Consider the following 23761-nt stretch of genomic DNA (forward strand, 5'->3'; position numbering starts at 1 on the left):
TCATCCCGGACTTGATCCGGGATCCACGAGCATCGGCGCTTGTGCGATGGAACGACCAGTGAGCCAATGGATCCCGGATCAAGTCCGGGATGACGAAGTGATAATAAAAGGCCAAGGAAGGTCGGTATGAACCTGCATCACCGCCCCCTGGGCTTGTCCGTCGCCGCGCTGATCTATCTGGCCGATCAGTTCGTCAAATATGTGGTGTCGGTTCCGCTGGCTCTGCGTTCCCGCGCGGACGCAGGGATAGAGATATTGCCCTTCTTCAACCTGCGCTGGCTGGAGAACAGGGGCGTATCGATGGGCTTCTTCCATGCGAGCAGCGACACGATGCGCTGGGCGCTGGTGGGCATGACCACGGCCATCGCCGCCTTTGTCGCCGTCTGGCTGTGGCGGGAAAAGGCGCGGCAGGACGTGCTGGGCCTCGCGCTCATCCTGGGCGGCGCGCTGGGAAACATTACCGATCGCGTGCGTCTGGGCTATGTCATCGACTATGCCGATTTGCATTTCGGCGAGTGGCGGCCCTTCCTGATTTTCAACCTGGCTGACGCGGCGATCACCATCGGCGTGCTGATCCTGCTTGCGCGGGCGTTGCTGCTGCGCGAGAAGACGGTAAATACGGAGTCATGATAGCAATGCGTAAATTCCTCCTCGCCGCCGGTATGCTTGCCGGTCTTGCGGCTGTTTCGGCCTGTGGTTCGCGGGGCCTTTCCGGCCGCGACCGCCCGGATGAATTCGCCGTGTCGCGTCAGGCTCCTTTGATCATTCCGCCTGATTTCGCGCTTGTCCCGCCTGCTCCGGGCGCTGCTCCGGCAGCTTCGGCCGATTCCAGCCGGCAGGCGATGGACGCCATGTTCGGCGGCGCGGCCGCCCGCAGCCCCGCCGAAGCCGCTGCGCTCCGCGCCGCTGGCCGCGACAGCGCTACGCCGGGCATCCGTTCCGAAGTCGGCGAGACCAGCGGTACAGTGGTGGACAAGGGCGCGACCGCCCGCGACATCATCGCAGCGCCGGAAGGCGACGGCCAGAATGCGAAGGCGTCGATCCCGCAATAAGCGGTTTCCTCGACACCATTGGAAAGGGCGCCTCAAGGCGCCCTTTTTGTTTTGCGGGATTTTTATTCGTTCGGGCTGAGCGACGTCGGAGCCTTCCGCCGAACGCAGTGCGGTGCTTCGCCTCCGCTCAGCCCAAACAGAATTGAGCTTATCCGATCTGGATACTAGGCCCGCGCGCCTTCGCTGACGCCGGCGCTGTTGTGGCGCAGCGCGGTCAGCACCGTGTTGACGATCCCGTCGGCATCAAGCCCGGCGTCGGCATATTGCTTTTCCGGCTTGTCCTGATCCTGGAAGATGTCCGGCAGGCGCAGCGTCCGGATTTTCAGGCCCGCATCGGTCAGGCCGGTATCGCTCGCCAGCGTCAGCACATGCGCGCCGAGGCCCCCGACCGCGCCTTCCTCGACCGTGATCGCCACTTCATGCGTGGTGAGCAGCTTGCGGATCAGCGCTTCGTCCAGCGGCTTGGCGAAGCGCAGGTCGGCAACCGTGGTCGACAGCCCGCGCGCGTCCAGCGCATCGGCGGCCTTCAACGCTTCCTCAAGCCGGGTACCGAGCGAAAGGATCGCCACCTTCTTGCCCTCGCGGACGATACGGCCCTTGCCGATTTCCAGCCGTTCGGGCGTTTCAGGAAGGGCGACGCCCGTGCCGTTCCCGCGCGGATAGCGCACAGCGATCGGTCCGCTGTCATGAACGGCGCAGGTATGGACCATATGGACCAGTTCGGCCTCGTCCGCCGCCGCCATGACGACGAAATTGGGCAGGGTAGCGAGGTAAGTCACGTCGAAGCTGCCCGCATGGGTGCTGCCGTCCGCGCCCACCAGACCGGCCCGGTCGATGCCGAAGCGCACCGGCAGGTTCTGGATCGCCACATCATGCACCACCTGATCATAGGCACGCTGCAGGAAGGTCGAGTAAATGGCGCAGAAGGGCCGCATGCCCTGCGCAGCCAGACCCGCAGCGAAGGTGACGGCATGCTGTTCGGCGATGCCGACGTCGAACGTGCGGCCGGGAAAGCGGTCCTGAAACTTGTCCAGGCCCGTGCCGGAGGGCATGGCGGCGGTGATCGCCACAACGCTCTCGTCCCGCTCCGCTTCCGCGATCAGGGCCTTGGCGAATATATTGGTGTAGCTGGGCGGGCCGGGAGGCGCCTTGGCCTGCGCGCCGGTAACGACATCGAATTTCTGCACGCCATGATATTTGTCGGCGGATTTTTCGGCCGGGGCGTATCCCTTGCCCTTCTTGGTGACGACATGGATCAGGCACGGCCCCTCGGCCGCGTCGCGCACATTCTCCAGCACCGGGATCAACTGGTCCAGATTATGTCCGTCGATCGGGCCGACATAATAGAAGCCCAGTTCCTCGAACAATGTGCCGCCCATCGCCATGCCACGCGCATATTCGTCGGTTTTCTTGGCGGCCTTGTGCAGCGGCCCCGGCAGCTTGCGGGCGAGGCGCTTGAGCGTATCGCGCACGGACAGAAATTCGCGGCTGGACACGATCCGCGCCAGATAGGCCGACAGGCCGCCAACCGGGGGCGCGATCGACATGTCATTGTCGTTCAGGATGACGACCAGCCGGTTGCCCGCCTCCCGCGCGTTATTCATCGCCTCATAGGCCATGCCGGCGGACATCGCGCCGTCGCCGATCACCGCGATCGCCTTGCCCGGCTTGTTGGTCAGCTTGTTGGCGATGGCGAAGCCAAGCGCCGCACTGATCGATGTGGAGCTGTGCGCCGCGCCGAACGGGTCATAGTCGCTTTCCGCCCGCTTAGTGAAGCCGGACAGGCCGCCGCCCTGGCGCAGGGTGCGGATGCGGTCGCGCCGCCCGGTCAATATCTTGTGCGGATAGCATTGGTGGCCGACATCCCACACCAGCCGGTCATCGGGCGTGTTGAACACATAATGGATGGCCGTCGTCAGTTCGACCACGCCCAGGCCGGAACCCAGATGCCCGCCGGTGGTGCCGACGGCGGAAATGGTTTCCTGCCGCAGTTCGTCGGCGAGCTGGCGGAGTTGGTCGGGCGCCAGCTTGCGCAGATCGGCCGGCACATCGACCCGGTCAAGCAGCGGCGTTTGGGGACGGTCGTTCATGAAAGGGAATCGATCCTTATGGACTCTGGCCTATACTTAGCCTCAACCGGCCTTACGCGCACTTGGCGCAGGTGCCGAGCACTTCTATCACCGGGCGCTCGGCCGTGAAGCCTTCATGCGCGGCCACTTGCCGGACATCCCCCGTCAACGCATCGTCATCAACATGGGTTGCCTCACCGCATTGGCGGCAAACCAGGAAAATGCAATCGTGAAGGCAGCCGGGATGGGCATTGGCCACATAGGCATTGGCGCTTTCGACCCGCATGGCCAGGTTGCTGGACACGAACAGGTCAAGGATGCGGTACACGCTGTTGGGCGCGACTCGCTTGCCGCGCGCCTTCGACACCGTATCGGCTATGTCATAGGCTGATGCAGGCTTCTCCTCGGACGCCAGCGCATCGAAAATGGCGGCGCGCATGGGCGTCCACTGCTCTCCACGCGCCTCAAGCGTGCTGCGCGCGGCATCCGACAGGGACGGACCGGCATGTTCATGATGATGGTGCGAAGCCATCCATCCTATCTATGCCTCTGAGGTCAAAGCGGCAAGGGGCAGGAGGTAGGTCGGTTTAGCGGGGAGCGTGCTCCTGCCATCTCAGGCGCGCTCTCCATTGGGATTGAGGTTCAGGCCGGAACGGCGGTTACCGGGGCCTCGTTCAGCGCATCCGCCTCCAGCAGCCCTTCCTGCTTGGCGACAATCGTCGCGACCAGCACCTGCCCGGCGACATTGACGGCTGTCCGGCCCATATCGAGGATCGGATCGATGGCGAGCAGCAATCCCGCGCCTTCCAACGGCAGGCCAAGCGTTGAAAGGGTGAGCGTCAGCATGACGATCGCGCCCGTCAACCCGGCCGTGGCGGCGGAGCCGATCACTGATACGATGACGATCAACGCATAGTCCATCGCGTGCAAGGGAATGCCATAGAAGCCCGCCACAAAGATCGCGGCGATCGCCGGATAGATTGACGCGCACCCGTCCATCTTGGTGGTCGCCGCAAGGGGGACGGCGAAGGCAGCATAGCCGCGCTCCACGCCCATGCGCTCCGTCACGCTCTCCGTTACCGGCAAGGTGCCGACCGAGGAGCGCGAGACAAAGCCGAGCTGGATCGCGGGCCAGGCGATCGAGAAGAAGCGCAACGGATTGATGCCGTTCAGGATCAGCAGCAGCGGATACACGCCCAGGATGATGATCGCGAGGCCCAGATAGACGGCCCCCGCGAACGATCCGAGCTGCGCCAGCGCTGTCCAGCCATAGGTCGCGACCGCCGTGCCGATCAGGCCCGCCGAGCCGATGGGCGTCAGGCGGATGATCCAGCCGAGCAGGGTGCGGACCACGGCCAGCAGGGAGCGCACGAACGCCAGGAAGGGATCGGCCCGCTCACCGAGCTTGAGTGTGGCCAGGCCCACTGCAATGGAGATCACCAGCAGTTGCAGGATATTGAACGACAGGCTGGTCGTCGCCTTGCCGTCATCCGCGATCTTGGTGCTGCCCGACAGGCCGAGCGCATTGTCGGGGATCAGCCCCTTCAGAAAGTCCAGCCAGCCGCCGACCGATGTGACATGCCCGGCGGGTATGGGCGCGCCCTTGGCGCTGAGGCCCGGCTGGATCAACAGGCCGACGGCCAGGCCCACGACCACGGCGATCAGCGCGGTGATCGCAAACCACAGCAAGGTGCGCCCGGCGAGCCGCGCCGCATTGTCGAGCGCGCGCAGATTGGCGATGCTGGCGACGATGGCGGCAAACACCAGCGGCGCGACGATCGCTTTCAGCAATTGCACGAAAATGCCGCCGATTGTCTTGAGCGCCTGTGACAGCGCATTGAGTTCACCGTCCGGCCCGGCGCCCATGGAGCGCGCCAGCAGGCCGAGCAGCAGTCCGATGACCATGCCGGCCAGAACCTGGAATCCGAAACTGCGATAATTGAGCGTCATGGCGTGGCGTCCCTAGCTTGGCTTTGCATATCGGCAGCCAACAGCGATCTTGCGACCAAGCTTTTCTAGCAGCCGGGAAAGCGCGGATAAGGAGGCCCTCTTTCCGCAAACGCCAACCTTCGCGATTGGCGAGCGGTTCCCTCTATGCCACACATGGCGCAACAATCCATCGGGGAGCAAAAAAATGAAATTGTCTGCCACATATCTGGGGTCGGCCCTGATGGCGCTTGTCCTGATGACGCTTGTCCTGTGCGGCGCGCCGGCGATGGCCGCGTCGGACCCGGAGGCGGCCAAGGACGTGCTGAAGCGTTCCGTCGCGTTCGAATCCTCCCTGGGCAAAGGGCAGGTGCCAGCGCTGGCCGCTTATTACGCCTCCGTGCTCAAACAGGCCGGTTATGCCGATGGCGACATAGAGATCACGCCCATGGGCGAAACGGCGACGCTGGCCGCGACGCTCAAGGGCAGCAATCCGAAGCTCAAGCCGATCCTGCTCAGCGGCCATATGGATGTGGTGGCGGCCAACAAGGCGGACTGGACGCGCGACCCCTTCGTGCCCGTGGAGGAGAATGGCTACATCTTCGGCCGGGGCGCGGAGGATAATAAATATGACGTCGCGATGATGATATCGACGATGGCGCGACTGAAGAAGGAAGGCTTCCGGCCGAAACGCTCGATCATCTTGCTGCTGTCGGGCGACGAGGAAACGTCGATGACGACGACGCGCGCGCTGGCGCAGAAATATAAGGACGCCGAATTGCTGCTGAACGGCGATGGCGGCGGCGGCACGCTGGGTGAAGATGGCAAGCCTGTCCTCTACAAGATCCAGGCCGGGGAAAAAACCTATGCCGATTTTGAGGTCAGCTTCACTGATCCGGGCGGCCATTCCAGCGCGCCGACCGCGACCAATCCGGTGTACCGCATGGCGAAGGCGATCGGGCGGCTGGAAGCGTTCAAATTTCCGCCCATGTCGAACGAACTGACCCGCGCCACGCTGAAAGTCGCGGCGGGCCGGGCCGGGGGCAGCGACATTGGCGCGGTGCTTGCCCGCTATGCCGCCGATCCCACGGATGTCGCAGCGGCCGACCAGCTTTCGACGCACCCGGAATTTATCGGCCAGGTCCGCACCACCTGCATTCCCACCATGGTCAACGGGGGGCATGCCGAAAACGCCCTGCCGCAGCGCGCGGCGTTCAATATCAATTGCCGCATCTTCCCCGGCGTGCCGGTTGAGACGGTGAAGGCGGAGCTGGTCAGGGTTATCGCCGATTCCAGCGCCACCGTCACCACCAAGGACGATCCCACCTCCAGCGATGCCTCGCCCTTGCGCAAGGATGTGACGGCGGCGGTCACCAAAGCGGTACGCGCCCGCTATCCTGGGCTGGAGGTCGTTCCCGGAATGGATGCGGGGGCGACGGACAGCCTGTATTTCCGGGCGCTCGGCGTGCCTTGCTATGGCGTGGCGTCGCTGTTCACCAAGCCCAGCGACAGCTTTGCTCATGGCCTGAATGAACGTGTTCCCGTCGCGGGCATCGGCGCGTCGCTGGACCAATGGTATTCCGTGGTGACTGATCTGTCGAAATAGACGCGCATCTTGCGTGAATCGTCATCCTGTTTTACACTCGAACAACAGGAGAAAATATTTGGTCGCACTGGCACCCGTCGCATCGCAACCCGACCCGCTGGAAGGATGGAGCCTTCCTGCGTGGACCTATGACGACCCGGATTTTTTCCGGGCGGAGCAGGAGAAGGTGTTTGCGGCAAGCTGGCAGGTGGTGTGCCATGTCAGCGACGTGCCGGGGCAGGGCGACTGGCATGCCCTCGAATTTCTGGGTGAGAGCATCATCGTCGTGCGCGGAGAGGACGGCCAGGTCCGCGCCTTCACCAATGTCTGCCGCCACCGCGGGTCGCGCATCGTCGATGGCGCCAGTGGCTGTGCAAAGAAGCTCGTCTGTCCTTATCATGCCTGGACTTATAGCCTTGACGGGCGCCTGACCGGCGTGCCGCAGAAAAGCGATTATCCCGGCCTCGATACCAGCCGCCACGGGCTGACCCTCGTGGACATGGAGATATGGCGGGGCTTCATCTTCATCAGGCTGGCGGGCGGCGGTCCTTCGGTCGCGGATATGATGGCCCCCTATGATGCGCAGGTGGAGCCGTATCGGTTCGAGGATCTGCGCGCGCTGGGCCGGGTCACGCTGCGCCCGCGCCCGGTGAACTGGAAGAATGTGGCGGACAATTATTCCGACGGCCTGCATATCCCGGTCGCGCATCCCGGCCTCACGCGCCTGTTCGGGCGCAGCTATGGCGTCGAGGCGGAGGCGGAGGTCGACCGCATGTGGGGCGATCTGGTCGAGCGGCCCTCGGCCAACTGGTCCGAGCGGTTGTATCAGACACTATTGCCTTCCGTGCCGCATTTGCCGGAGGCGAACCAGAAACGCTGGCTCTATTTCAAGCTCTGGCCGAACGTCGCCTTCGACATCTACCCGGATCAGGTGGATTTCATGCAGTTCCTGCCGATCAGCCCCACCGAGACGCTGATCCGGGAGATCAGCTATGTGTTGCCCGACGACCGCCGGGAGATGAAGGCGGCGCGCTACCTCAACTGGCGCATTAACCGCGAGGTGAACGCAGAGGATACGGCGCTGATAGCCCGCGTGCAGGACGGCATGCGTTCGCGCAGCTTCTCCATCGGCCCGCTGGGGGAGAGCGAGGTGTGCCTGCGCAGCTTCTGCCGCCGGATGCGCGCGCTGATCCCCGAAGCCCGGCGCGAGGAGCGGCCTGCGGCGGGGTGGTCCTGAAATTCCCCTCCCTTTCAAGGGAGGGGCTAGGGGTGGGTGCGAGCGCAGTGAGCCTCTCCCACCTTTCTGTCAAAAGTGGCGGAGGGGGCATTGAGCCCCCGCCACCCCTTCACCCACCCCCGGCCCCTCCCTTGAAAGGGAGGGGGGAGATTATGCGATGACCAAGAGATACGACGCCATCATCATCGGCGCAGGCCATAACGGCCTCGTCTGCGCCTTCTATCTTGCGCGGGCGGGGTTAAAGGTGCGCGTGCTGGAACGGCGCAATGTCGTGGGCGGCGCTGCGGTGACGGAGGAATTTCACCCCGGCTTCCGCAATTCGGTGGCGAGCTATACCGTCAGCTTGCTGCAGCCCAAGGTCATCAAGGACATGAAGCTGGCCGATTATGGCTATCGCGTCATCGAGCGGCCGATCTCCAATTTCCTGCCACAAGAAAATGGCGACTATCTAAAGCTTGGCGGCGGGCTTCAGCGGACCCAGGCGGAGTTCAAACGCTTTTCGGCCAGGGACGCCGCTGCGCTGCCGGGCTATTATGACGCGCTGGAAAATGTCGCGGAGGTGCTGCGCGGGCTGGCGCTGAAGGCCCCGCCGAATATCGGCGACGGCCTGCGCACTATGATTGACGGCGTGAAGCAGGGCAGGGCGCTCTCCAGGCTGACGATGGAGCAACAGCGCGACGTGCTGGACCTGTTCACCAAATCCGCCCGCACTTTCCTGGATAGCTGGTTTGAGAGCGAGGCGGTGAAGGCTGCTTTCGGCTTCGACGCGGTCGTCGGTAATTATGCGTCCCCCGACACGCCGGGCAGCGCCTATGTCCTGCTCCACCACGTCTTTGGTGAGGTGAATGGCAAGAAGGGCGCATGGGGCCACAGCATCGGCGGCATGGGTACGATCACCCAGATCATGGCGCGGATATGCCGCGACCTGGGCGTCGAGATCAGCATTGAAAGCCCGGTTGCGCAGGTGCTGACGGACGGCGCCACGGTCGCGGGCGTGCGGCTGGAAAGCGGGGAGGAGATCGCCGCCAAATATGTCGTCGCCAATGTCGGGCCGAAACTGCTCTACGAACGCATGATGGCCCCGTCCGACCTGCCCGCTGATTTCCTGAAGCGGATCAAGGCGTTCAAGGCGGGATCCGGCACCTTCCGCATGAATGTCGCCCTATCGTCCCTGCCGCGCTTCACCAGCCATCCGGAACCGGGCGAGCATCACCAGTCCGGCATCATCATCGCGCCGACGCTCGATTATATGGACAATGCCTTCATGGACGCGAAGCGCGACGGCTGGTCGAAAGCGCCGATCGTCGAGATGCTGATCCCCTCGACCGTTGACGACAGCCTCGCGCCGGAGGGTTGCCATGTCGCCAGCCTGTTCTGCCAGCAATTCGCGCCCGTCCTGCCCGACGGCCGGGACTGGGATGACGAGGAAGAAAAGGCGGCCGACGCGATCATCGATACGGTCGAGCGTTATGCGCCCGGTTTCCGCGACTCGATCATCGCCCAGACGCGCCTCAGCCCGAAGGGGCTGGAGCGCAAGTTCGGCCTTGTCGGCGGCGACATCATGCACGGCAACATGTCGCTGGACCAGCTATGGGCCGCGCGCCCGGTGCTTGGCCATGGCAGCTATCGCGGGCCGCTCGCCGGCCTCTACATGTGCGGCGCGGGCACCCATCCGGGCGGCGGCGTCACCGGCGCCCCCGGCCACAACGCCGCCCGCGTCATCCTGTCCGACGGCAGCCTGTTCGGCCGGATGCGGGGGAAATAGATCCCTGTTTCCTGCTCCCGTTTGCCAGATCAAACCAACACCCGTTCATTTCGAGCGTAGTCGAGAAACCAGCGCACAGGCTTCTCGACTATGCTCGAAGCGAACGGATATTCTCTAGGCCAGGGCTGCCCCGGCTTCTCGCCGCGCCATCCAGTAGAGCGGAAAACCCACCAGCATCAACAGTAGGCTATAGCCGCTGATATCCAGTCCCGCGCCCCACAGGGTCCAGAGCGAATAGACCACGCCTACCGCCGCCACTGGCAAAACCAGCCGGAACTTCAATGCCGTCAATGCGCAGCACAGATACAGCCACAGCGTCGCTGAGGTGGAGAGCAACGCCATCGTCTGGAACAGGTCACCCATGCCGCGCAGACTGTTCGAAAGCAACAATAGGCTGCCAATGATGCTGGAGATAATCAGCGCGCGGACGGGCGTTCCGCGCCCGTCGGTCTTTGCCAGCCATTGCGGCAATTGCCCCGCCTTGGCCATGGCGAGCGGCACCTCGCCCTGCAGCAGCAGCCAGCCGTTGAGCGCGCCGATCGCGCTGATCGCAGCGAACAGGGCGATGAAATAGGATGGGCCGGGCGACCAGAAACGCGCGACGAAGGTAGCGAAGGGCGCGTCGCTGTGCGCGGCGACGGCTTCTGGAAGCAACAGGGCGATTCCGGAACAGATCAGGAGATAGATGAGGCCAGTGACCGCCGTCCCGATCATCGTCGCGCGCGGGATCGTCCGTTCTGGATCGGCGACCTTGCCCGCGCAGGCGCTGGCGGATTCAAAGCCGAGCAATGCCCATAAGGTGAGCGCCGCTGACGCTGTGACGGCGGGAAGGCTCAGCCCCTCCGCAGGGAAAGGACGCAGCGGCGCTGTGCCCTGTGTCGTCAACACCAGAATGATGATGACGAATACGACGAGCAGCGGGACCAGCTTGAGCGCCACGGTCAAAATCTGGAAACCGCCCGCCGCCTTCGCCCCCCGGATGTTGAGCAGGGTCAGCAGCCAGAGCAGGGCAAAGCCGGACGCCGCCGCCAGTCCCGGCACTTGTCCGATGATGGGCATGAAGATGCTGAGATAGCTGACCGCCGCGATGGCGATGGCGACATTGGTGGTCCAGATGGACACCAGATAGATCCAGCCGACCGCGAAACCCGCGATCGGTCCGAACGCTGCGGCGACCATCTCCGGCGGGCCGCCCGTCCCCGGCAGGCGCTTTGTCAGCGCCGCAAGCACCCAGGCCAGCGATAATGCGCCGCCGATGGTCAGCACCCACCCGGCAACGGCGTTCCATCCAAAGGGCGCGAGCGCGGCCGGAAGCAGGAACACGCCCGATCCGATCATGTTGCCCATGACCAGCGCGATGCAGGCGAGGAGGCCCAGCGGGCGCGTGGATGTCATCGCTGCATCAGGCCCCAAATTGCGGCCGAATGCAAGCTGCCGTCACCGGCGGAGGAGGCAGCCCCTCCGCTGATGACGGAGGGGCGCATCCCGGTCAGAATTTGAAGCCCACCTTGGCGCCGATGGTGCGCGGCTGGATGGGCGTGCGATATATTTTCGGCCCGATGGCGGTCACGCCGTCCGGGTCGCCGCAGGTCGTTTCCAGACATTGAACGCCAACTGTCGAATAGGCGCGCTTGTCGAACAGGTTGTTGGCGAAGATTTCCGCCGACCAGATGCCCATGGTGAAACCGGCGTTCAGATCGACAGTGGCGTAACCAGGCAAATCTCCCCTGATCGCTTTTTCGACAGTGCGCAGGTCCGAGGTCCGCTTGCCTTCATAGACCATCGCCGCCTGCAGATGGACGTTGGAATCCCCGACCGGGAATTCGTAACGGGCGACGGCATTTGCCTTCAGCTTCGCGGTGACGGGAAGGCGCGTGCCTTTGGGCGCGAGGATCGCATCCCCTGGCGAACAGTCGGATTCGCAATAATCCTTGGTCAGTTTAGCGTCATTATAGGATGCGCTGCCGGTCAGGGTCAGGCCGCCGAACGGCCGGGTCCACAATTCCGCCTCCACGCCGCGGATGCGCGCGCGGCCTGCATTCTCGATCTGCGTCAAGCCGTTCGCGCCGAGCACGGAAATCTGCAGGTCGGTCCAGTTGAGCTGATAGATTGCGCCGTTGAACCGAATACGATTGTCGGCCCAGCTCGTTTTCCAGCCGATCTCGTAATTCTCGATGAAGTCGGCGTCATAAGGCGGCAGGTCCCCGCGCCGGTTGATGCCGCCCGGACGATAGCCGCGCGAGGCTGTGCCGTAGATCAGTGCGTCGTCGGTGAACTTGTACGTGACGTTAAGCTTGTGAAGCCAGCCGACATCCTTGGTGCTCTTGTCCAGATTGGTGCAGGGCGAGCCTCTTACGACCGCCGGACTTTGGCAGGCATAGACCGGATTGCCGCTGAAACCGGGATTATTATAGCCGAAGAAGCCGACCAGGCTGTTGTCATATTTATAAACGCGCGCGCCCATGGTGACGCTCAACTTCTCGGTTACATCGGCGGTCAGCTCGCCGAAGGCCGCATAGTCGCGGTCCACGCGGAGCTGCTTGGTCAGCCAGATATTGTCGATCGTGCCGGGCACCTGTTGAGCATCGGACAGATTGTCGATGATATAATGCTGCTCGATATTATGCGCCTGCCGCTGGTAGAAAGCGCCGCCAACGAAACGGACGACGCCATCGGACGGGGACGTGAAGCGCAGTTCGTGGCTCTGCTTGGTGAAGCGGTCTATGCCCCGGATATACTGGTTCGGGCTGATGACGTTGCCGGCATTGTCGTAGAGATAGGCGCCAGACCCGAACAGCGCGTCATAGAAATAGGAATAGTCGGCATAGTCGCTGTTCGTCGTGACCTTGCGCTTCAGATAGGAGCCGGCATAGGTGACATCGAAGCTGCCGATCTTGCCCTCGATGGTCAGGGCCGCCTGATACCAGTTGTCCCTCGCGCCCTCCGGGTTGAACTGCATCGTCTGCAAATCGCCAAGGCCGCTTTCGACCGCGAAGCTGCCGTTCGATTTCTGCTTCTGGCCCATGATCTGCGGCGTGACGGTCCAGTTGTCGTCAAGGTCGATCTTCAGCGCGGCGCGGCCGCCATAGGTCTCGACGTCATTATAGTCCTTCTCGACATAGGGCGCATTGTCGAGCGTGACGCCGGATGAGGGGAAGGTCAGGCTACCCGCGATATTGTCGATATAGCCGGCGTCCTTCTTGTACCAGCCGACCGCGCGCAGGGCCATGCGGTCATTGAAGGGCACGTTGATGAAGCCTTCCGCCGTATAGCCTTCACCGCCCTTGGATACGGAATTGACCTCGAAATCGGCGCCCATCTCGAACTTGCCGGTGTCCGGCTTGTTGGTGATGATGCGGATCGTGCCCGCCTCGCTCGACGCGCCGTACAGCGTGCCCTGCGGTCCGGCCAATGCCTCGACGCGCGCGATGTCATAGACATGGACGTCCAGCGCGCCCTGGATCGTGGTGATCGGCTGCTCGTCCAGATAGATGCCGACCGACGGCTGCGATGCGGAATGGTTGGCGTTTTCGCCGCTGGCGACGCCGCGGAAATAGACTTTGGCCGATCCGGGGCCGCTGGTCTGGTAGGAGACGCTGGGCAGATAGCGGGCATAATCCTCGAACTTCTGCACCTGCATCTGTTCCAGCTTCGCCGTGCCGAAGGCGGTGATGGCGATGGGCACGTCCTGCAGATTCTCGGACCGCTTCGTCGCTGTGACGATGATCGCGTCGCCGTCCTCCGCCGCAGCCGCCGCTTCCTGGGCGAAGGCTGCGCCGGACAGTGTCAGCATGGTGGATGCAAGGAGGATCGCAGCGCCGGTCTTGCCTGCGCGCTGGAGGGAAGTGAACTGCATGGACGGCCCCTTTTGCCTGCTTTGTTCTCTTGCGGCAGTTCCCCACTTTTTGCGGCGCAGAGCAAGCCGGTTTTTTACGATCGTATGACAGGCGCAGACGAATTTGCCCCGCTGTTGCAGGTTTGACACGATTGCTGCCGTGAATCAGCGTGATCGGTTCATTCTGGCCAGGTTTTCGCGACATCGCCCAGCGCATCGCGCAATGGCCCCAGCCATGCGTCATAGTGCCGCCATCGATCCATGCCGTCCCGGTTGATCGGGCGGCGGACCTGTTCGCTGCTGGCCGTCCGCACAGCGCGGTCATTCTCGTGAAAACGCAGGCAGGCGGGGTCGAAGGGCAGACCGATATGGTCGAGCAGGCGGCGCACTTCGCCTTCCGGGTCGTCCACCAACCGCTCATGGATCACCCGGTGCACCCGGCCGGGCAGCACCGTATCGAAATGCCGCATCAGCCGGACATAATCGGCATAATAGCCGCCCATATCGGCCAGATCATAGCTGAACGCCTGCCCGCGCGCGAAATGCTGGCGGAAGTTGGAGAAGCAGCAGTCCATCGGGTCGCGCCGCGCATCGATGATCGTCGCATTGGGCAGGATCAGGTGGATGAAGCCCAGATAGGTCCAGTTGTTCGGCAGCTTGTCGATGAACAGCGGCCTGTCCGTCTTGCGCTGGATGCGCGTGCGGTCGAGATATTCCGCGCCAAGCTCGGCCAGCCTTTCGCTCGTCATGTCCGCAATGGCGTCCACCCATCCGCGCGGCCCGCCGCCGCTGTCCCGCCCTTCGCGCAGGGCCATGGCGGGAATGTCGGGCAGTTCCATTGTCCCCTCCACCTGCGGGTGGGAGGCGAGGATTTGTTCGATCAGGGTCGATCCGGCGCGCGGCATGCCCAGGATGAAGATGGGGTCGCGGGCGGCGTGGCCCTGCCCGGCGCGGGCGGCGAGAAATTCGGGGGTGAAGCGCGCGATGATGGCGTCGACCAGCCCGGACATGTCGGCCATGTCATAGTCCAGTTCCGCTTTCCGCAGGCGATTGCCCTCCGCATAGTGGCGGAAGGATGGCTCCCATTGCCTGGCGTCCTCCATCGCCTTTCCAAGCGCGAAATGGAGGTGGTAGCGATCCTCCGCCGATGCCGCGCCGCTGTCCAGCGCCGCCTGCATCGCATCCACATCCGCCCCGGTAAATCGGACGGTTTTCAGATTGGCCAGGCTCCACCACACTTCGCCCAGCGCCGGCTCGGCCGCCAGTGCGGCGCGGTACGCGGCGATGCTGTCCTCCTGCCGTCCGACGGTCTTGAGGATATGGCCATGGCTCATATGAAGTTTGGCGTGATCAGGGAAACGGCGGGTCAGCGCGTCATACAGCGCCACCGCCTCCTCATAGCCGCCAATCCGGCCCAGAGCCGCCGCTTTCAGATTGCTGCTGGAGGGATCGTCCGGTTCGTCGGCCAGCACCAGATTGAGTTGCTCGATCGCATCCCCGAACCGGTTCTGCTTGTAGAGGACAGTGGCAAGGTTCGCCCGCGCCGCGCCGAAGCCGGGCGCAAGTTCGACGGCGCGGCGCAGCAGGTTTTCGCTGTCCGTCAACCGGCCGATGCGGGCGGCGAGTTCCGCCAGCATGCGGATGGCGGCGACATCGGTGGGCTGTTCGCGCAACCGCCCTTTCAATATGGGTTCGGCGACGTGCAGTTCATTCTGAAAGAGCGCGCTCGCCGCCTCAATGAGTTCAGGATCGTGGATCGACTGGCGCACCGCCTCCAGATCGGCGGCTTCGCCTTCCTCCGTGCGGCCCAGCTTTCGCAGGGCGAGCGCGGCCAGGCGGTGCGCTTCGGCGGTCTCCGGCTGCACGCCGATGATTTCCCGCAATTGCGCCAGAGCGACCGCAGGGTTTGCGGGCAGGGTGCGCCGGGCGAAAGAGAGCGCTTCGGCAATTGAAATAGCAGGGGCGGGCTGGGTTCGGGCCGTCATGGATCCGGTGATAGCGCGTCCCGCAGGTCACGCCTAGCGGCGCGCACGGGCCTTCGCTATATAGAGGGCATGAATATGACATCTGTAAAACTAGCTGCGCTGCTGAACGCCACGCTGGGCGAGGATACGGCTGCGGCGATCGACGATATCGTCATTCCGGCTGGCGTGGCGGACAGTGGACCCGATAGCGTCACCCGCGCCGAGTTCGCGGTGGCGATGACCGTAGCGCTTCACTGGGGGCTGCTGCAGCGGGTGCCGACGGGCGAGGCCTATGCGGCGGACTGCCGGGCGGCGGGGCGTAAGATCATGCTGGACCATGGCGCGCTCCGCACCATCGCCTTGCCCGGCGGCGCGCCCACAGGCGCAATCCCGGCGGGCGTCGCGGCCTTCTCGCGCATCCTGGAACCGCTGGGTTATGTGGTGGCCGACGCTTATCCGCTTGAACGGCTCAGGATGACGGGCTTTGCCTATTGTCATCAGGATGCGCCGGACGAGATCGCCCAATTCTTCATCAGCGAACTGCATGTCGACCGGTTCGACGGCGCATTTGCGGATGCGGCGGGCAGGTTGTTCGGCACGACTGCCGATCCTCTGGACGCCGCGGCGCGTGAGGCGCTGGCGGTATTCGCCAGGGACGGAAAGGCGTCGCTCGACGTCGCCATGGCGGCGATGCCTTCCATTGTCGGGGCCTTTGACCGGCACCATGCCTTGCCTTCGCTTGCCGATTATGAAGTGCTGAAGGGCCAGAGCGCGGAGGCGGCGTGGATCGCGACGGAGGGCAATGCCTTCAATCACGGCACTGACCGGGTGGAGAATGTCGACAGCGTCGCCGACGCGCAGCGGGCGCTGGGCCGGGCGATGAAGGACAAGGTGGAGGTGTCGGGCAGTGGCCGGGTGCGTCAGACCGCCTATCGCGCCGACTGGGTTGAGCGCGATTTCACGGGTGAGGCTGGCGAGGTGCTGACCTTGAAGGTGCCCGGCTCCTTCTATGAGTTCATCGATCGCGCAAAGGATCCGGAGAGCGGAAAGCTGGACCTGAAGTTCGACAGCGCGAACGCGCAGGGCATATTCAAGATGACGGCATCGCTCGACGCCTGAGTCCGTCGGCCGCGCGGACGGGTTGGCGCCATAGGAAAGCCGCAGAAATGCGCGCTTTTCCTGAAGAATCCAACAGCATGTCCAACAGCCATGCCCGCTTTCCAACAGTGCGCGCGGATGGGCGCGCCGGTACGGCCGCTGGGCTATGACCGTTCGTCCTAGTGACATCGCTCCCGCGGCGCATTAAGGCGCATCCCATGCTGGGGGCGATAAGGCATTCGGATAAGGCACGGGCGCTGTTCGCGGCGCTGGCTTTGCTCGTGCTCGCAATGCGCGTGGTCATGCCGAGCGGCTTCATGCCCGTCGCCACCGCGCATGGCGTCGTGGTGACGCTGTGTACCGGGCAGGGCGCGGTCAATGTCATCGTCGATCACGGCCAGGCCCCCGCCAAGCCCGAACCCAAGAGCATGGCGGGCGAACATTGCCCCTTTGCCGGTGGTGCCGCCCCCCTGCTTGCCGACGCCATGCTGGGCGTCACGCTGCCCACCTGGCAGCTTCCGAACGGCCCGGTCGCCTTTGCGCTGCGCACCGGGTGGATCGCGCGGCTGGCCGCGCCGCCGCCGCCATCGTCCGGGCCGCCCGCGGCCGCCTGACGCGGCGGTTCTCCTACCACAGATCTTCGAACCGCCTTTCCGTCCGGGTGCGCCGCGCCCGGACGTCTGACGCTTTTTCGAAGGTTCTTTTTATGCCCATTCCACGACATGCTTACACCGTCGCGTTCCTCATCGCATTTGCAGGACTTTCGCCGCCCCTTCATGCCGGGGAGGATGCCGCTGACAGACCCGACATCATCGTCGTCGGTCAGAGCAATGCGCCCATGACAATTGAACCGCGCGGCCTCTCTGTCAGTCTGGGCGAGGAGCAGTTTGCAGGCGTTAACGCCTTCAATGTCGAGGATTTAATGAAATATGCGCCCGATTTCTTCGTGCGCAGCCGCTATGTCGGCGACAATAATGGCGTGCCCGGATTTCGCGGCACCCACTCCACGCAGTCGGCGCGCGCGCTGGTGATGGTGGACGGTTTTGTCGTCTCGAATTTCCTCGGCAACAGCTTCGCCTTTCCACCTGCCTGGGGTGTGATTTCTCCCGGCGAAGTGAAGCAGTTCGATATCGTCTACGGCCCCTATTCGGCGCGCTATTCCGGCAATGCGATGGGCGGGATCGTCAACATCACGACCCGCGCCCCGGAACGGACGGAGGCGTTCGTGAATATGCAGGGTTTCGTGCAGCCCTATGACCAATATGGCACGCATGACGACTATTGGGGCTGGTCCGGCGAGGCGGGTTTCGCGCTGAAGCAGAAGGACGGTCCCTTGTCCCTGCGCGTGTCGGGCCGGCGGCTGATCAACCGGGGGCATCCGCAGCAATTCTATCAGTTCGGTTATAGCGCTGCGAACTATGGCAATCCCTCTGCCGGAACGCCGGTCACTGGCGCGGTCGTGGACAACGGGATGGTCCCGGTAACGGGTACAGCGATCCGCGCGCCCATCGTCGGCGACTATTCCTCGGTCGATACTCGGCAGGATCAGTTGCGCGGCCAGCTTCGCTTCGATCAGGGCGATGTCCATGCCGAGGCTTTCTTCACCTATTGGTGGAATGAGGAAAAGACGCTCGACCCGCAAAGCTATCTGCGCGACGCCAATGGGCAGCCCTATTATGGCGGCGGTCTCGTCAGCTTCGGCGGACATACCTATAGCCTCAACGCCGCCTCTACCTTCAATTGGGGGATCGCCCGCAAGGATGAATGGCTGGCGGGCGTGAAGCTGGATGCGCCGCTGCTGGGCTTCGACACGCGCACCACGCTGTCGACCCTGCGATTCGACCGGCAGGATGCGCTGCAGTCCAGCGGTTTCGCCAATGGCCGGAACAATGGCGCGGGGCAGATCACATCGCAGGGACCGACCGGCTGGTATACCGGCGAATTTCAGGCCAGCCGCATCTTCGGCGCACACAGCATCGCCTGGGGCTTGTCCGGGAATCGCTACGACACGGACCGCAGCGTTTACGGCACGGCCAACTGGCGGGATGCGACGGGGCGGACCTTCCGCAACCGGACGTTCGGGCGGACACGGCTGCTGGGGGCCTTCATCGAGGATGAGATTGCGATCGGCGACGCGATAACCTTGACCGCCGGGTTGCGGGCGGAAAGCTGGCGCGCCTTTGGCGGCGGGCTGACGGCTCTTGCCTCAGCCGGAGCGCAGGCGGGGCAGGCGGTGACGCAGCGTTATGCCAGCCGGAAGGACAGCGCATTCAGCCCGAAACTGGCGTTGCGCACGATGCTTTCACCGGACTGGTCGGCGGAGCTGAGCCTGGCCACGGCCACCCGTTTCCCGACCGTGGGCGAACTGTTCCAGGGGTCGCTCAATGGCGACGGCAGCTTCAACCAGAATAGCTTCGACCCGAATTTGAAGGCGGAGAAAAGCCGGGACGCCAACCTGCTGCTGCGCCATCATATGGGTCCGGTGACGCTGACCGGCAGCCTGTTTTACCAGCGGGTGCGCGACGCAATCTTCAGCTATATCGGTTTCAACCAGAACGGCGTGTCGACATCGAGTTTCAAGAATATCGACCTGACCCGGCAATATGGCGCGGAGCTGATCATGGAGAGCCGCAACTGGCCGGTCGAGGGGCTGGACATGGAGGCGAACGCGGCATGGATCGATGCGGAAACGGTGCGCAATAGAGCCGATCCTCTATCGGAAGGGGTGCAATTCCCGCGCATCCCGCGCTGGCGGCTGAACGGCAGCATCCGCTATGCAGTGACGCCCACCCTGCAATCCTCGCTGGGCTTCCGCTATGCCTCGCGGCCCAACACGGACCTGGATGGTCTGCAGCGTGGCGACACTTATGGCTATACGTCGGAACTGTTCGCGCTGGATGCTAAGCTGACCCAGCGGTTCGGAAACGGAATGCGTGTTTCGGCCGGGGTCAACAATATCACCAATGACAAAGCCTGGGTGTTCCATCCCTATCCGCAGCGCAGCTTCCTGATCGAAGCGGGGTGGACGCTGTGAGGGAGGAGAATCTCTACCGCACCGTCTGGCGCTGGCATTTCTATGCCGGGCTGTTTTGCGTGCCCTTCATCCTGTGGCTGTCGGCGACCGGCGGGCTGTATCTGTTCAAGCCGCAGATAGAGGCGATGATCGACCGGCCCTATGCGGGCCTGCAATATACCGGCCCGCTCGCCAGTCCTTCGGCACAGGCGGGCGCGGCCATGGCGGCGGCGCCGGGTTCGGTTCTCCATCGCTTCGTGCTTCCCGACAGGATCGATCAGGCGACGCAAATCGTTGTTGGCAAAGGGGCGGAGGAGACGCGCATCTACATTCATCCGCAGACGCTGGCCGTCCTGAACAGCGTGGGTGAGGAGGACCGGTTGATGCGGCTGGTCTTTCGCCTGCATGGGGAGTTGATGGCGGGCGCCGCAGGTTCGCTGATCGTTGAACTGGCGGCGAGCTGGGCGATTGTCATGCTGCTGACCGGACTGTTCCTCTGGTGGCCGCGCTCCGGCGCGGGACTGGCGGGGACTGTCTATCCCAGGCTCCGCCGGGGCAAGGCTGCATTCTGGCGGGACTTGCATGCGGTGACGGGCATATGGATTTCCCTGCTGGCGATATTCCTGATCCTGACCGGGCTGCCCTGGGCCAATAATTGGGGCAATTATCTCAAGGCCGTGCGCGGCATGGCCGCCAGCTATTCGGAGAAACAGGACTGGTCGGCGGGCAGCGCGGCCGATGCGCGCGACCGGGCGGCGCTCGATAGGGGCGCGCGTATGATGATGGGCGAACATGCGGAACATGGCGGAATGGTCATGGCGCATGCCGCCGGTCCTCTGGGCGCGCTTGATCTGATCGTGCCGCGCGCGCAGGCGCTCAATCTGGCGGAGCCAGTCGAGATTTCGCCCCCGGCCGGGCCGGATAATATGTGGCTGGTGAAATCCAATGCCGCCAACCGGCCGCTCCGCACCACCATCGGCATGGATGGGAACACGGGCGAGATCATGAGCCGGGAGGATTTCGGCCAGCGGCCCTTTATCGATCGCGTGATCGGCATAGGCGTTGCCGCGCATGAGGGCGCGTTGTTCGGATGGGTGAATCAGGCGATCGGGCTTGTAACGGTGCTCGGCCTTATCCTGCTTGCCCTGTCCGCGATTGTCATGTGGTGGCGCAGGCGGCCGGGCGGGGCGCTGGGCGCGCCATCGCCGCAGGGAATGATCCGGCATAGCTGGCTGCTGGTCGGACTGGTGGTGGCGCTGGCCTTTCTGGCGCCGCTGTTCGGGGTCAGCCTGGCGGTGGTGATCGCTTTCGAGCGGCTGTTGCTGCGGCGTGCGCAGGGACCGGCGCGCTGGCTGGGGTTGCGGGCTGGGTGAGCGGCTAGGCAACCGGTCAGAGGATCGCTGAGAATCCTCCGACCCTTGGCTCACAGGCCGGGATATTTCGCCATGATCGCGCTGGCGACGCCGTTGGTCCATCCAAAGCCGTCCTGTGTCGGATATTCGCCGCCGCCGCCGGGCTTGCGTTCCTCGACATCATATTTTTCCAGCATCTTGCCCGTCTCGACATAGGCTGCGGTGACCGTACCCAGCCAACGCTGGGCGATGTCGCGCGCGAGTGCGGGCTGGCCGGACCGTTCCAGTCCCGCAATCGCGATCCACTGCAGCGGCGCCCAGCCATTGGGCGTGTCCCACTGCTGTCCGGTCCGCAAAGTCGTCGTGCGCAGGCCGCCGACAGCGAGCAGGTCACGCTTTACAGTCTCGCCGACAGCTTGTGCCTGCTTCGCGGAGGCAGCGCCCGCGAACAGCGGATAGAGCGTCGCGGCCGAAAGACGCGGGGTCGGCTTTTTGGCGATCCTGTCCCAGTCGGCATAACGGCCCTCGCGCGCGACCCAGAAATAGCGGTTGAGCGCATCGCGCCGTTGCGCCGCCAGCCGCGTAAATTCGGTGACGCACGCGCTGTCCTTCACCTCTGTGCAGCGGCGGACGATGGAGTCCTCCATGATCAGCATCAGGCTGTTGAGATCGACCGGCACGATGTCGGTGGTCCGAATGGTGGACAGGCGCTTTGGGTCGTCCAGCCATCGGCTGCTGAAGTCCCACCCGCTTTCGGCTCCGGCGCGCAGATGGCGGTACAGGACCTCGGCGGGCCGGGACTGATCCTCAGCGGCGGTGGCGACATCCTCCGCATAGGATTCATCGCGCGCCTGGGGGATATCGTCCCAGTACCGGTTGAGCAGCGCGCCATTCGGCATGCGCACCACGCGCGCGCAAGCGCCGTTGGCGTCCAGGCAATTCGCTCCCTTCATCCAATAGGCATGCTCACTGCGCAACGCCGCCAACCGGCGCGCCGCCAGCGTGGCGTCGCTATCTTTTGAGAGGTCGAGCATCAGCGCAAAGAAGGGCGGTTGCGACCGGCCAAGATAATAGCTCCGCATGCCGTTAGGGATATGGCCGTATCGCTCGATGGTGGCCGTGAAATCCGCCAACATGGATTCAATGAGCGGTTGCTGCCCATCGACTGCCAGCCCCAGCATCGTGAAATAGCTGTCCCAATAATAAATTTCGCGGAAGCGGCCGCCGGGCACCACATAGGGCGCATCCATGGGCAGGGCGGAGCTGCCCGGTTTGACAGCTTCCGGTTGCCGCACAAGCGTCGGCCACAGCGTCTGGATATGGCGGCGCAGCGACGCTGCATCGCGATCATTGATGCCCGGCACAGCGAAATTGGCGAGTATGAAGGCGCGCAATGCTTCTCCCTGCGGAGTGCTGCGGCGATAATCCTCCATGATCGCTTCTGGCGCGCGCTTCGGCACTGCATCGACGAAAGTTTTGCCATCGGGGAATATGCGCTCCGTCTGCACCGTGCGGAACAGGTCGCCATACATATCTACGGGTGTGCGCTGGGCCACCGAAGGCTGTGCGAGCAACAGGGCCGCGGACAGTAAGGCTCCACGCCATAGCGATGATATCTTCATGATATGCTGCACTTTCATAGGAACCCTCTCAATGGCTCTTTAGCGGCTTCACGCCCAGATGCCGGTCAAAGAAGCCCGACACAAGCTGATATGCCTCAACGGATTCCGGCATGTCGGGCCAGACGAAAAAGGAATGGCCAAGGCCGTCGAACAGATGCAACTCGCTTGTCACGCCCAGCATCGTCAGCCGCCGGTCCTGCCACGTCAGAATGCTGGCGGCAAAATCGCGGCTCCCCGCCAATTGCAGCACGGGTGGAAACGCCGCCATCACCTTGTCCGAACTGAGAGGATAGGCGAGGGGATCATTCGCCGCGACCCCGTCCATATAGGGGTTTGCCAATGCTCCGGGCAGCGGCCCGTTGCGTATCGGCCTTCCGCTGACGAGCGGATCGGAAAGATAGGCGCTATCGCCCTGATAGGGCGCTCCCGTGCCGCAGAATGTCCCCAGCGCGCCGGGCCGCGGCAGCTTCTCCTTCTGGAGCCAGGCGACGGTCTGCGCCGATATGACGCCGCCCGCCGAGCAGCCATATATGCCGATATTTTCGGGCGGATAGTGTTTCAGCAATGCGGCATAGACCGCCGCGACATCCTGTGAGGCGGCGGGGTAGCGATGCTCCGGCGCCAGGCGGTAATCCACCGTCACCACCTTTACACCCATGGTTGCCGCAATCGGGATCGCCTCGACCAGAGCGCCGCTGCCCGCGCCCCACTGAAACGCCCCGCCATGCACATTGATCAGCACGCGATTGGCGTTTTTCGCTGATATGCCGTTCGATGGCGTGACGATATCGACCGGGACGCCACCGATCGACGCATGCTGTTCGCTAGTGCTGAAATGCGCGCGCATCTCGGCAAGACGGTCATCATTATACCGTCCCCAAAATGCGCGCGCGGCCATGATGTCCCCCGCAAAATCGGGCGCTTTGATTGCCTGCTGCCGTGCGATGACCTTCCGCGCCTGCGCGCTGAGCAGGGTCGATGGCGGCAGGGACATTGCCGGAACCTCTATGGTTTGCGCGACGGCCGGAAGGGCTGCGGCGCCCAGCATCATGGCGATGAATTGAGCTTTCATAGGCCTTCTGAAAATGGTGGCGAAAAACGACAGCGCCTAGTGTGACTTTATGACAACGCTGTCAAAATATTAGTGCGGAATCCCTCCTTTGCCCGGTCCGAGCGTTCCAATGGCCCGGAAGAATGGCTAAAGGGCGTCGCCTTACCAGGAGATGGGCAAGGCATCGACCGC

Annotated in this window: 17 protein-coding genes; 9 read left to right on the forward strand and 8 right to left on the reverse strand. The window is 63.7% G+C overall.

Annotation, left to right across the window (positions count from 1 at the left end; translation table 11 throughout):
- Nucleotides 1-126: 126 nt before the first annotated feature.
- Both lspA and BHQ40_RS02150 read left to right on the forward strand, forming a co-directional pair.
- Nucleotides 127-630, forward strand: a complete 504-nt coding sequence (gene lspA, locus BHQ40_RS02145) for a signal peptidase II (protein WP_070151702.1) — start codon at nucleotides 127-129, stop codon at nucleotides 628-630.
- Between the two features lie 5 nt (nucleotides 631-635).
- Nucleotides 636-1052, forward strand: a complete 417-nt coding sequence (locus BHQ40_RS02150; RefSeq protein ID WP_070151704.1) for a DUF3035 domain-containing protein — start codon at nucleotides 636-638, stop codon at nucleotides 1050-1052.
- 164 nt (nucleotides 1053-1216) lie between these two features.
- Here BHQ40_RS02150 and dxs read toward each other — a convergent pair whose 3' ends face one another.
- From dxs to BHQ40_RS02165, 3 genes are all read right to left on the reverse strand, one after another.
- On the reverse strand, nucleotides 1217-3142 hold the full coding sequence (gene dxs, locus BHQ40_RS02155; RefSeq protein WP_070151707.1) for a 1-deoxy-D-xylulose-5-phosphate synthase: 1926 nt from the start codon (nucleotides 3140-3142) through the stop codon (nucleotides 1217-1219).
- A gap of 52 nt (nucleotides 3143-3194) precedes the next feature.
- Entirely contained in the window at nucleotides 3195-3653 is a 459-nt protein-coding gene (locus BHQ40_RS02160; protein ID WP_070151709.1) for a Fur family transcriptional regulator, read from the reverse strand.
- 110 nt (nucleotides 3654-3763) lie between these two features.
- On the reverse strand, nucleotides 3764-5071 hold the full coding sequence (locus BHQ40_RS02165) for a dicarboxylate/amino acid:cation symporter (protein ID WP_070151711.1): 1308 nt from the start codon (nucleotides 5069-5071) through the stop codon (nucleotides 3764-3766).
- Nucleotides 5072-5255: 184 nt separating this feature from the next.
- On the opposite strand from BHQ40_RS02165, the gene BHQ40_RS02170 reads away from it, so the two are divergent.
- The 3 genes from BHQ40_RS02170 (at nucleotide 5256) to BHQ40_RS02180 (ending at nucleotide 9634) form a co-directional block, all read left to right on the forward strand.
- A complete protein-coding gene (locus BHQ40_RS02170) occupies nucleotides 5256-6653 on the forward strand; it encodes a M20/M25/M40 family metallo-hydrolase (protein WP_083276632.1) in 1398 nt (465 codons plus the stop codon).
- A 58-nt stretch (nucleotides 6654-6711) separates the two neighbouring features.
- Nucleotides 6712-7869, forward strand: coding sequence for an aromatic ring-hydroxylating oxygenase subunit alpha (locus BHQ40_RS02175; protein WP_070151713.1), 1158 nt, complete (start codon nucleotides 6712-6714; stop codon nucleotides 7867-7869).
- A 157-nt stretch (nucleotides 7870-8026) separates the two neighbouring features.
- Entirely contained in the window at nucleotides 8027-9634 is a 1608-nt protein-coding gene (locus BHQ40_RS02180) for a phytoene desaturase family protein (RefSeq protein WP_070151715.1), read from the forward strand.
- Between the two features lie 114 nt (nucleotides 9635-9748).
- Here BHQ40_RS02180 and BHQ40_RS02185 read toward each other — a convergent pair whose 3' ends face one another.
- The 3 genes from BHQ40_RS02185 to BHQ40_RS02195 form a co-directional block, all read right to left on the reverse strand.
- Nucleotides 9749-11029: an amino acid permease gene (locus tag BHQ40_RS02185; protein WP_070151717.1), complete on the reverse strand. Its 1281-nt coding sequence runs from the start codon at nucleotides 11027-11029 to the stop codon at nucleotides 9749-9751.
- Between the two features lie 94 nt (nucleotides 11030-11123).
- Nucleotides 11124-13490 (reverse strand): TonB-dependent receptor, encoded by a 2367-nt coding sequence (locus BHQ40_RS02190; RefSeq protein ID WP_070151718.1) that lies wholly within the window; start codon nucleotides 13488-13490, stop codon nucleotides 11124-11126.
- Between the two features lie 158 nt (nucleotides 13491-13648).
- The gene (locus tag BHQ40_RS02195; RefSeq protein WP_070151720.1) at nucleotides 13649-15454 is read right to left on the reverse strand and encodes a tetratricopeptide repeat-containing sulfotransferase family protein; all 1806 of its coding nucleotides are present in this window, start codon (nucleotides 15452-15454) and stop codon (nucleotides 13649-13651) included.
- Nucleotides 15455-15529: 75 nt separating this feature from the next.
- On the opposite strand from BHQ40_RS02195, the gene BHQ40_RS02200 reads away from it, so the two are divergent.
- From BHQ40_RS02200 to BHQ40_RS02215, 4 genes are all read left to right on the forward strand, one after another.
- Nucleotides 15530-16552: a 2-oxoadipate dioxygenase/decarboxylase family protein gene (locus BHQ40_RS02200; RefSeq protein WP_070151819.1), complete on the forward strand. Its 1023-nt coding sequence runs from the start codon at nucleotides 15530-15532 to the stop codon at nucleotides 16550-16552.
- Nucleotides 16553-16749: 197 nt separating this feature from the next.
- Complete coding sequence (locus BHQ40_RS02205) at nucleotides 16750-17145, forward strand: DUF2946 family protein (protein ID WP_070151722.1); 396 nt, start codon at nucleotides 16750-16752, stop codon at nucleotides 17143-17145.
- A 92-nt stretch (nucleotides 17146-17237) separates the two neighbouring features.
- Complete coding sequence (locus BHQ40_RS02210; protein WP_083276640.1) at nucleotides 17238-19565, forward strand: TonB-dependent receptor; 2328 nt, start codon at nucleotides 17238-17240, stop codon at nucleotides 19563-19565.
- Nucleotides 19553-20917, forward strand: coding sequence for a PepSY-associated TM helix domain-containing protein (locus tag BHQ40_RS02215; RefSeq protein ID WP_070151725.1), 1365 nt, complete (start codon nucleotides 19553-19555; stop codon nucleotides 20915-20917). Before BHQ40_RS02210 ends, BHQ40_RS02215 begins: the two co-directional genes overlap by 13 nt.
- A gap of 50 nt (nucleotides 20918-20967) precedes the next feature.
- Here BHQ40_RS02215 and treF read toward each other — a convergent pair whose 3' ends face one another.
- Nucleotides 20968-22518 carry an alpha,alpha-trehalase TreF gene (gene treF, locus BHQ40_RS02220; protein ID WP_070151823.1) on the reverse strand — a complete coding sequence of 517 codons (1551 nt, stop codon included), beginning with the start codon at nucleotides 22516-22518 and terminating at the stop codon, nucleotides 20968-20970.
- A 28-nt stretch (nucleotides 22519-22546) separates the two neighbouring features.
- Nucleotides 22547-23590 (reverse strand): alpha/beta hydrolase, encoded by a 1044-nt coding sequence (locus tag BHQ40_RS02225; RefSeq protein ID WP_070151727.1) that lies wholly within the window; start codon nucleotides 23588-23590, stop codon nucleotides 22547-22549.
- Nucleotides 23591-23761 lie beyond the last annotated feature (171 nt).

It is taken from the genome of Sphingobium phenoxybenzoativorans (assembly GCF_001757355.1).
GTDB classification, from domain to species: domain Bacteria; phylum Pseudomonadota; class Alphaproteobacteria; order Sphingomonadales; family Sphingomonadaceae; genus Sphingobium; species Sphingobium phenoxybenzoativorans.

What these genes read in the sequence shown, in the direction of transcription:
- lspA (WP_070151702.1), top strand. Translation starts at nt 127, where the DNA reads ATGAACCTGCATCACCGCCCCCTGGGCTTGTCCGTCGCCGCGCTGATC.
- BHQ40_RS02150 (WP_070151704.1), top strand. Translation starts at nt 636, where the DNA reads ATGCGTAAATTCCTCCTCGCCGCCGGTATGCTTGCCGGTCTTGCGGCT.
- dxs (WP_070151707.1), bottom strand. Translation starts at nt 3,142, where the DNA reads ATGAACGACCGTCCCCAAACGCCGCTGCTTGACCGGGTCGATGTGCCG.
- BHQ40_RS02160 (WP_070151709.1), bottom strand. Translation starts at nt 3,653, where the DNA reads ATGGCTTCGCACCATCATCATGAACATGCCGGTCCGTCCCTGTCGGAT.
- BHQ40_RS02165 (WP_070151711.1), bottom strand. Translation starts at nt 5,071, where the DNA reads ATGACGCTCAATTATCGCAGTTTCGGATTCCAGGTTCTGGCCGGCATG.
- BHQ40_RS02170 (WP_083276632.1), top strand. Translation starts at nt 5,256, where the DNA reads ATGAAATTGTCTGCCACATATCTGGGGTCGGCCCTGATGGCGCTTGTC.
- BHQ40_RS02180 (WP_070151715.1), top strand. Translation starts at nt 8,027, where the DNA reads ATGACCAAGAGATACGACGCCATCATCATCGGCGCAGGCCATAACGGC.
- BHQ40_RS02185 (WP_070151717.1), bottom strand. Translation starts at nt 11,029, where the DNA reads ATGACATCCACGCGCCCGCTGGGCCTCCTCGCCTGCATCGCGCTGGTC.
- BHQ40_RS02190 (WP_070151718.1), bottom strand. Translation starts at nt 13,490, where the DNA reads ATGCAGTTCACTTCCCTCCAGCGCGCAGGCAAGACCGGCGCTGCGATC.
- BHQ40_RS02195 (WP_070151720.1), bottom strand. Translation starts at nt 15,454, where the DNA reads ATGACGGCCCGAACCCAGCCCGCCCCTGCTATTTCAATTGCCGAAGCG.
- BHQ40_RS02200 (WP_070151819.1), top strand. Translation starts at nt 15,530, where the DNA reads ATGACATCTGTAAAACTAGCTGCGCTGCTGAACGCCACGCTGGGCGAG.
- BHQ40_RS02205 (WP_070151722.1), top strand. Translation starts at nt 16,750, where the DNA reads ATGCTGGGGGCGATAAGGCATTCGGATAAGGCACGGGCGCTGTTCGCG.
- BHQ40_RS02210 (WP_083276640.1), top strand. Translation starts at nt 17,238, where the DNA reads ATGCCCATTCCACGACATGCTTACACCGTCGCGTTCCTCATCGCATTT.
- treF (WP_070151823.1), bottom strand. Translation starts at nt 22,518, where the DNA reads ATGAAGATATCATCGCTATGGCGTGGAGCCTTACTGTCCGCGGCCCTG.
- BHQ40_RS02225 (WP_070151727.1), bottom strand. Translation starts at nt 23,590, where the DNA reads ATGAAAGCTCAATTCATCGCCATGATGCTGGGCGCCGCAGCCCTTCCG.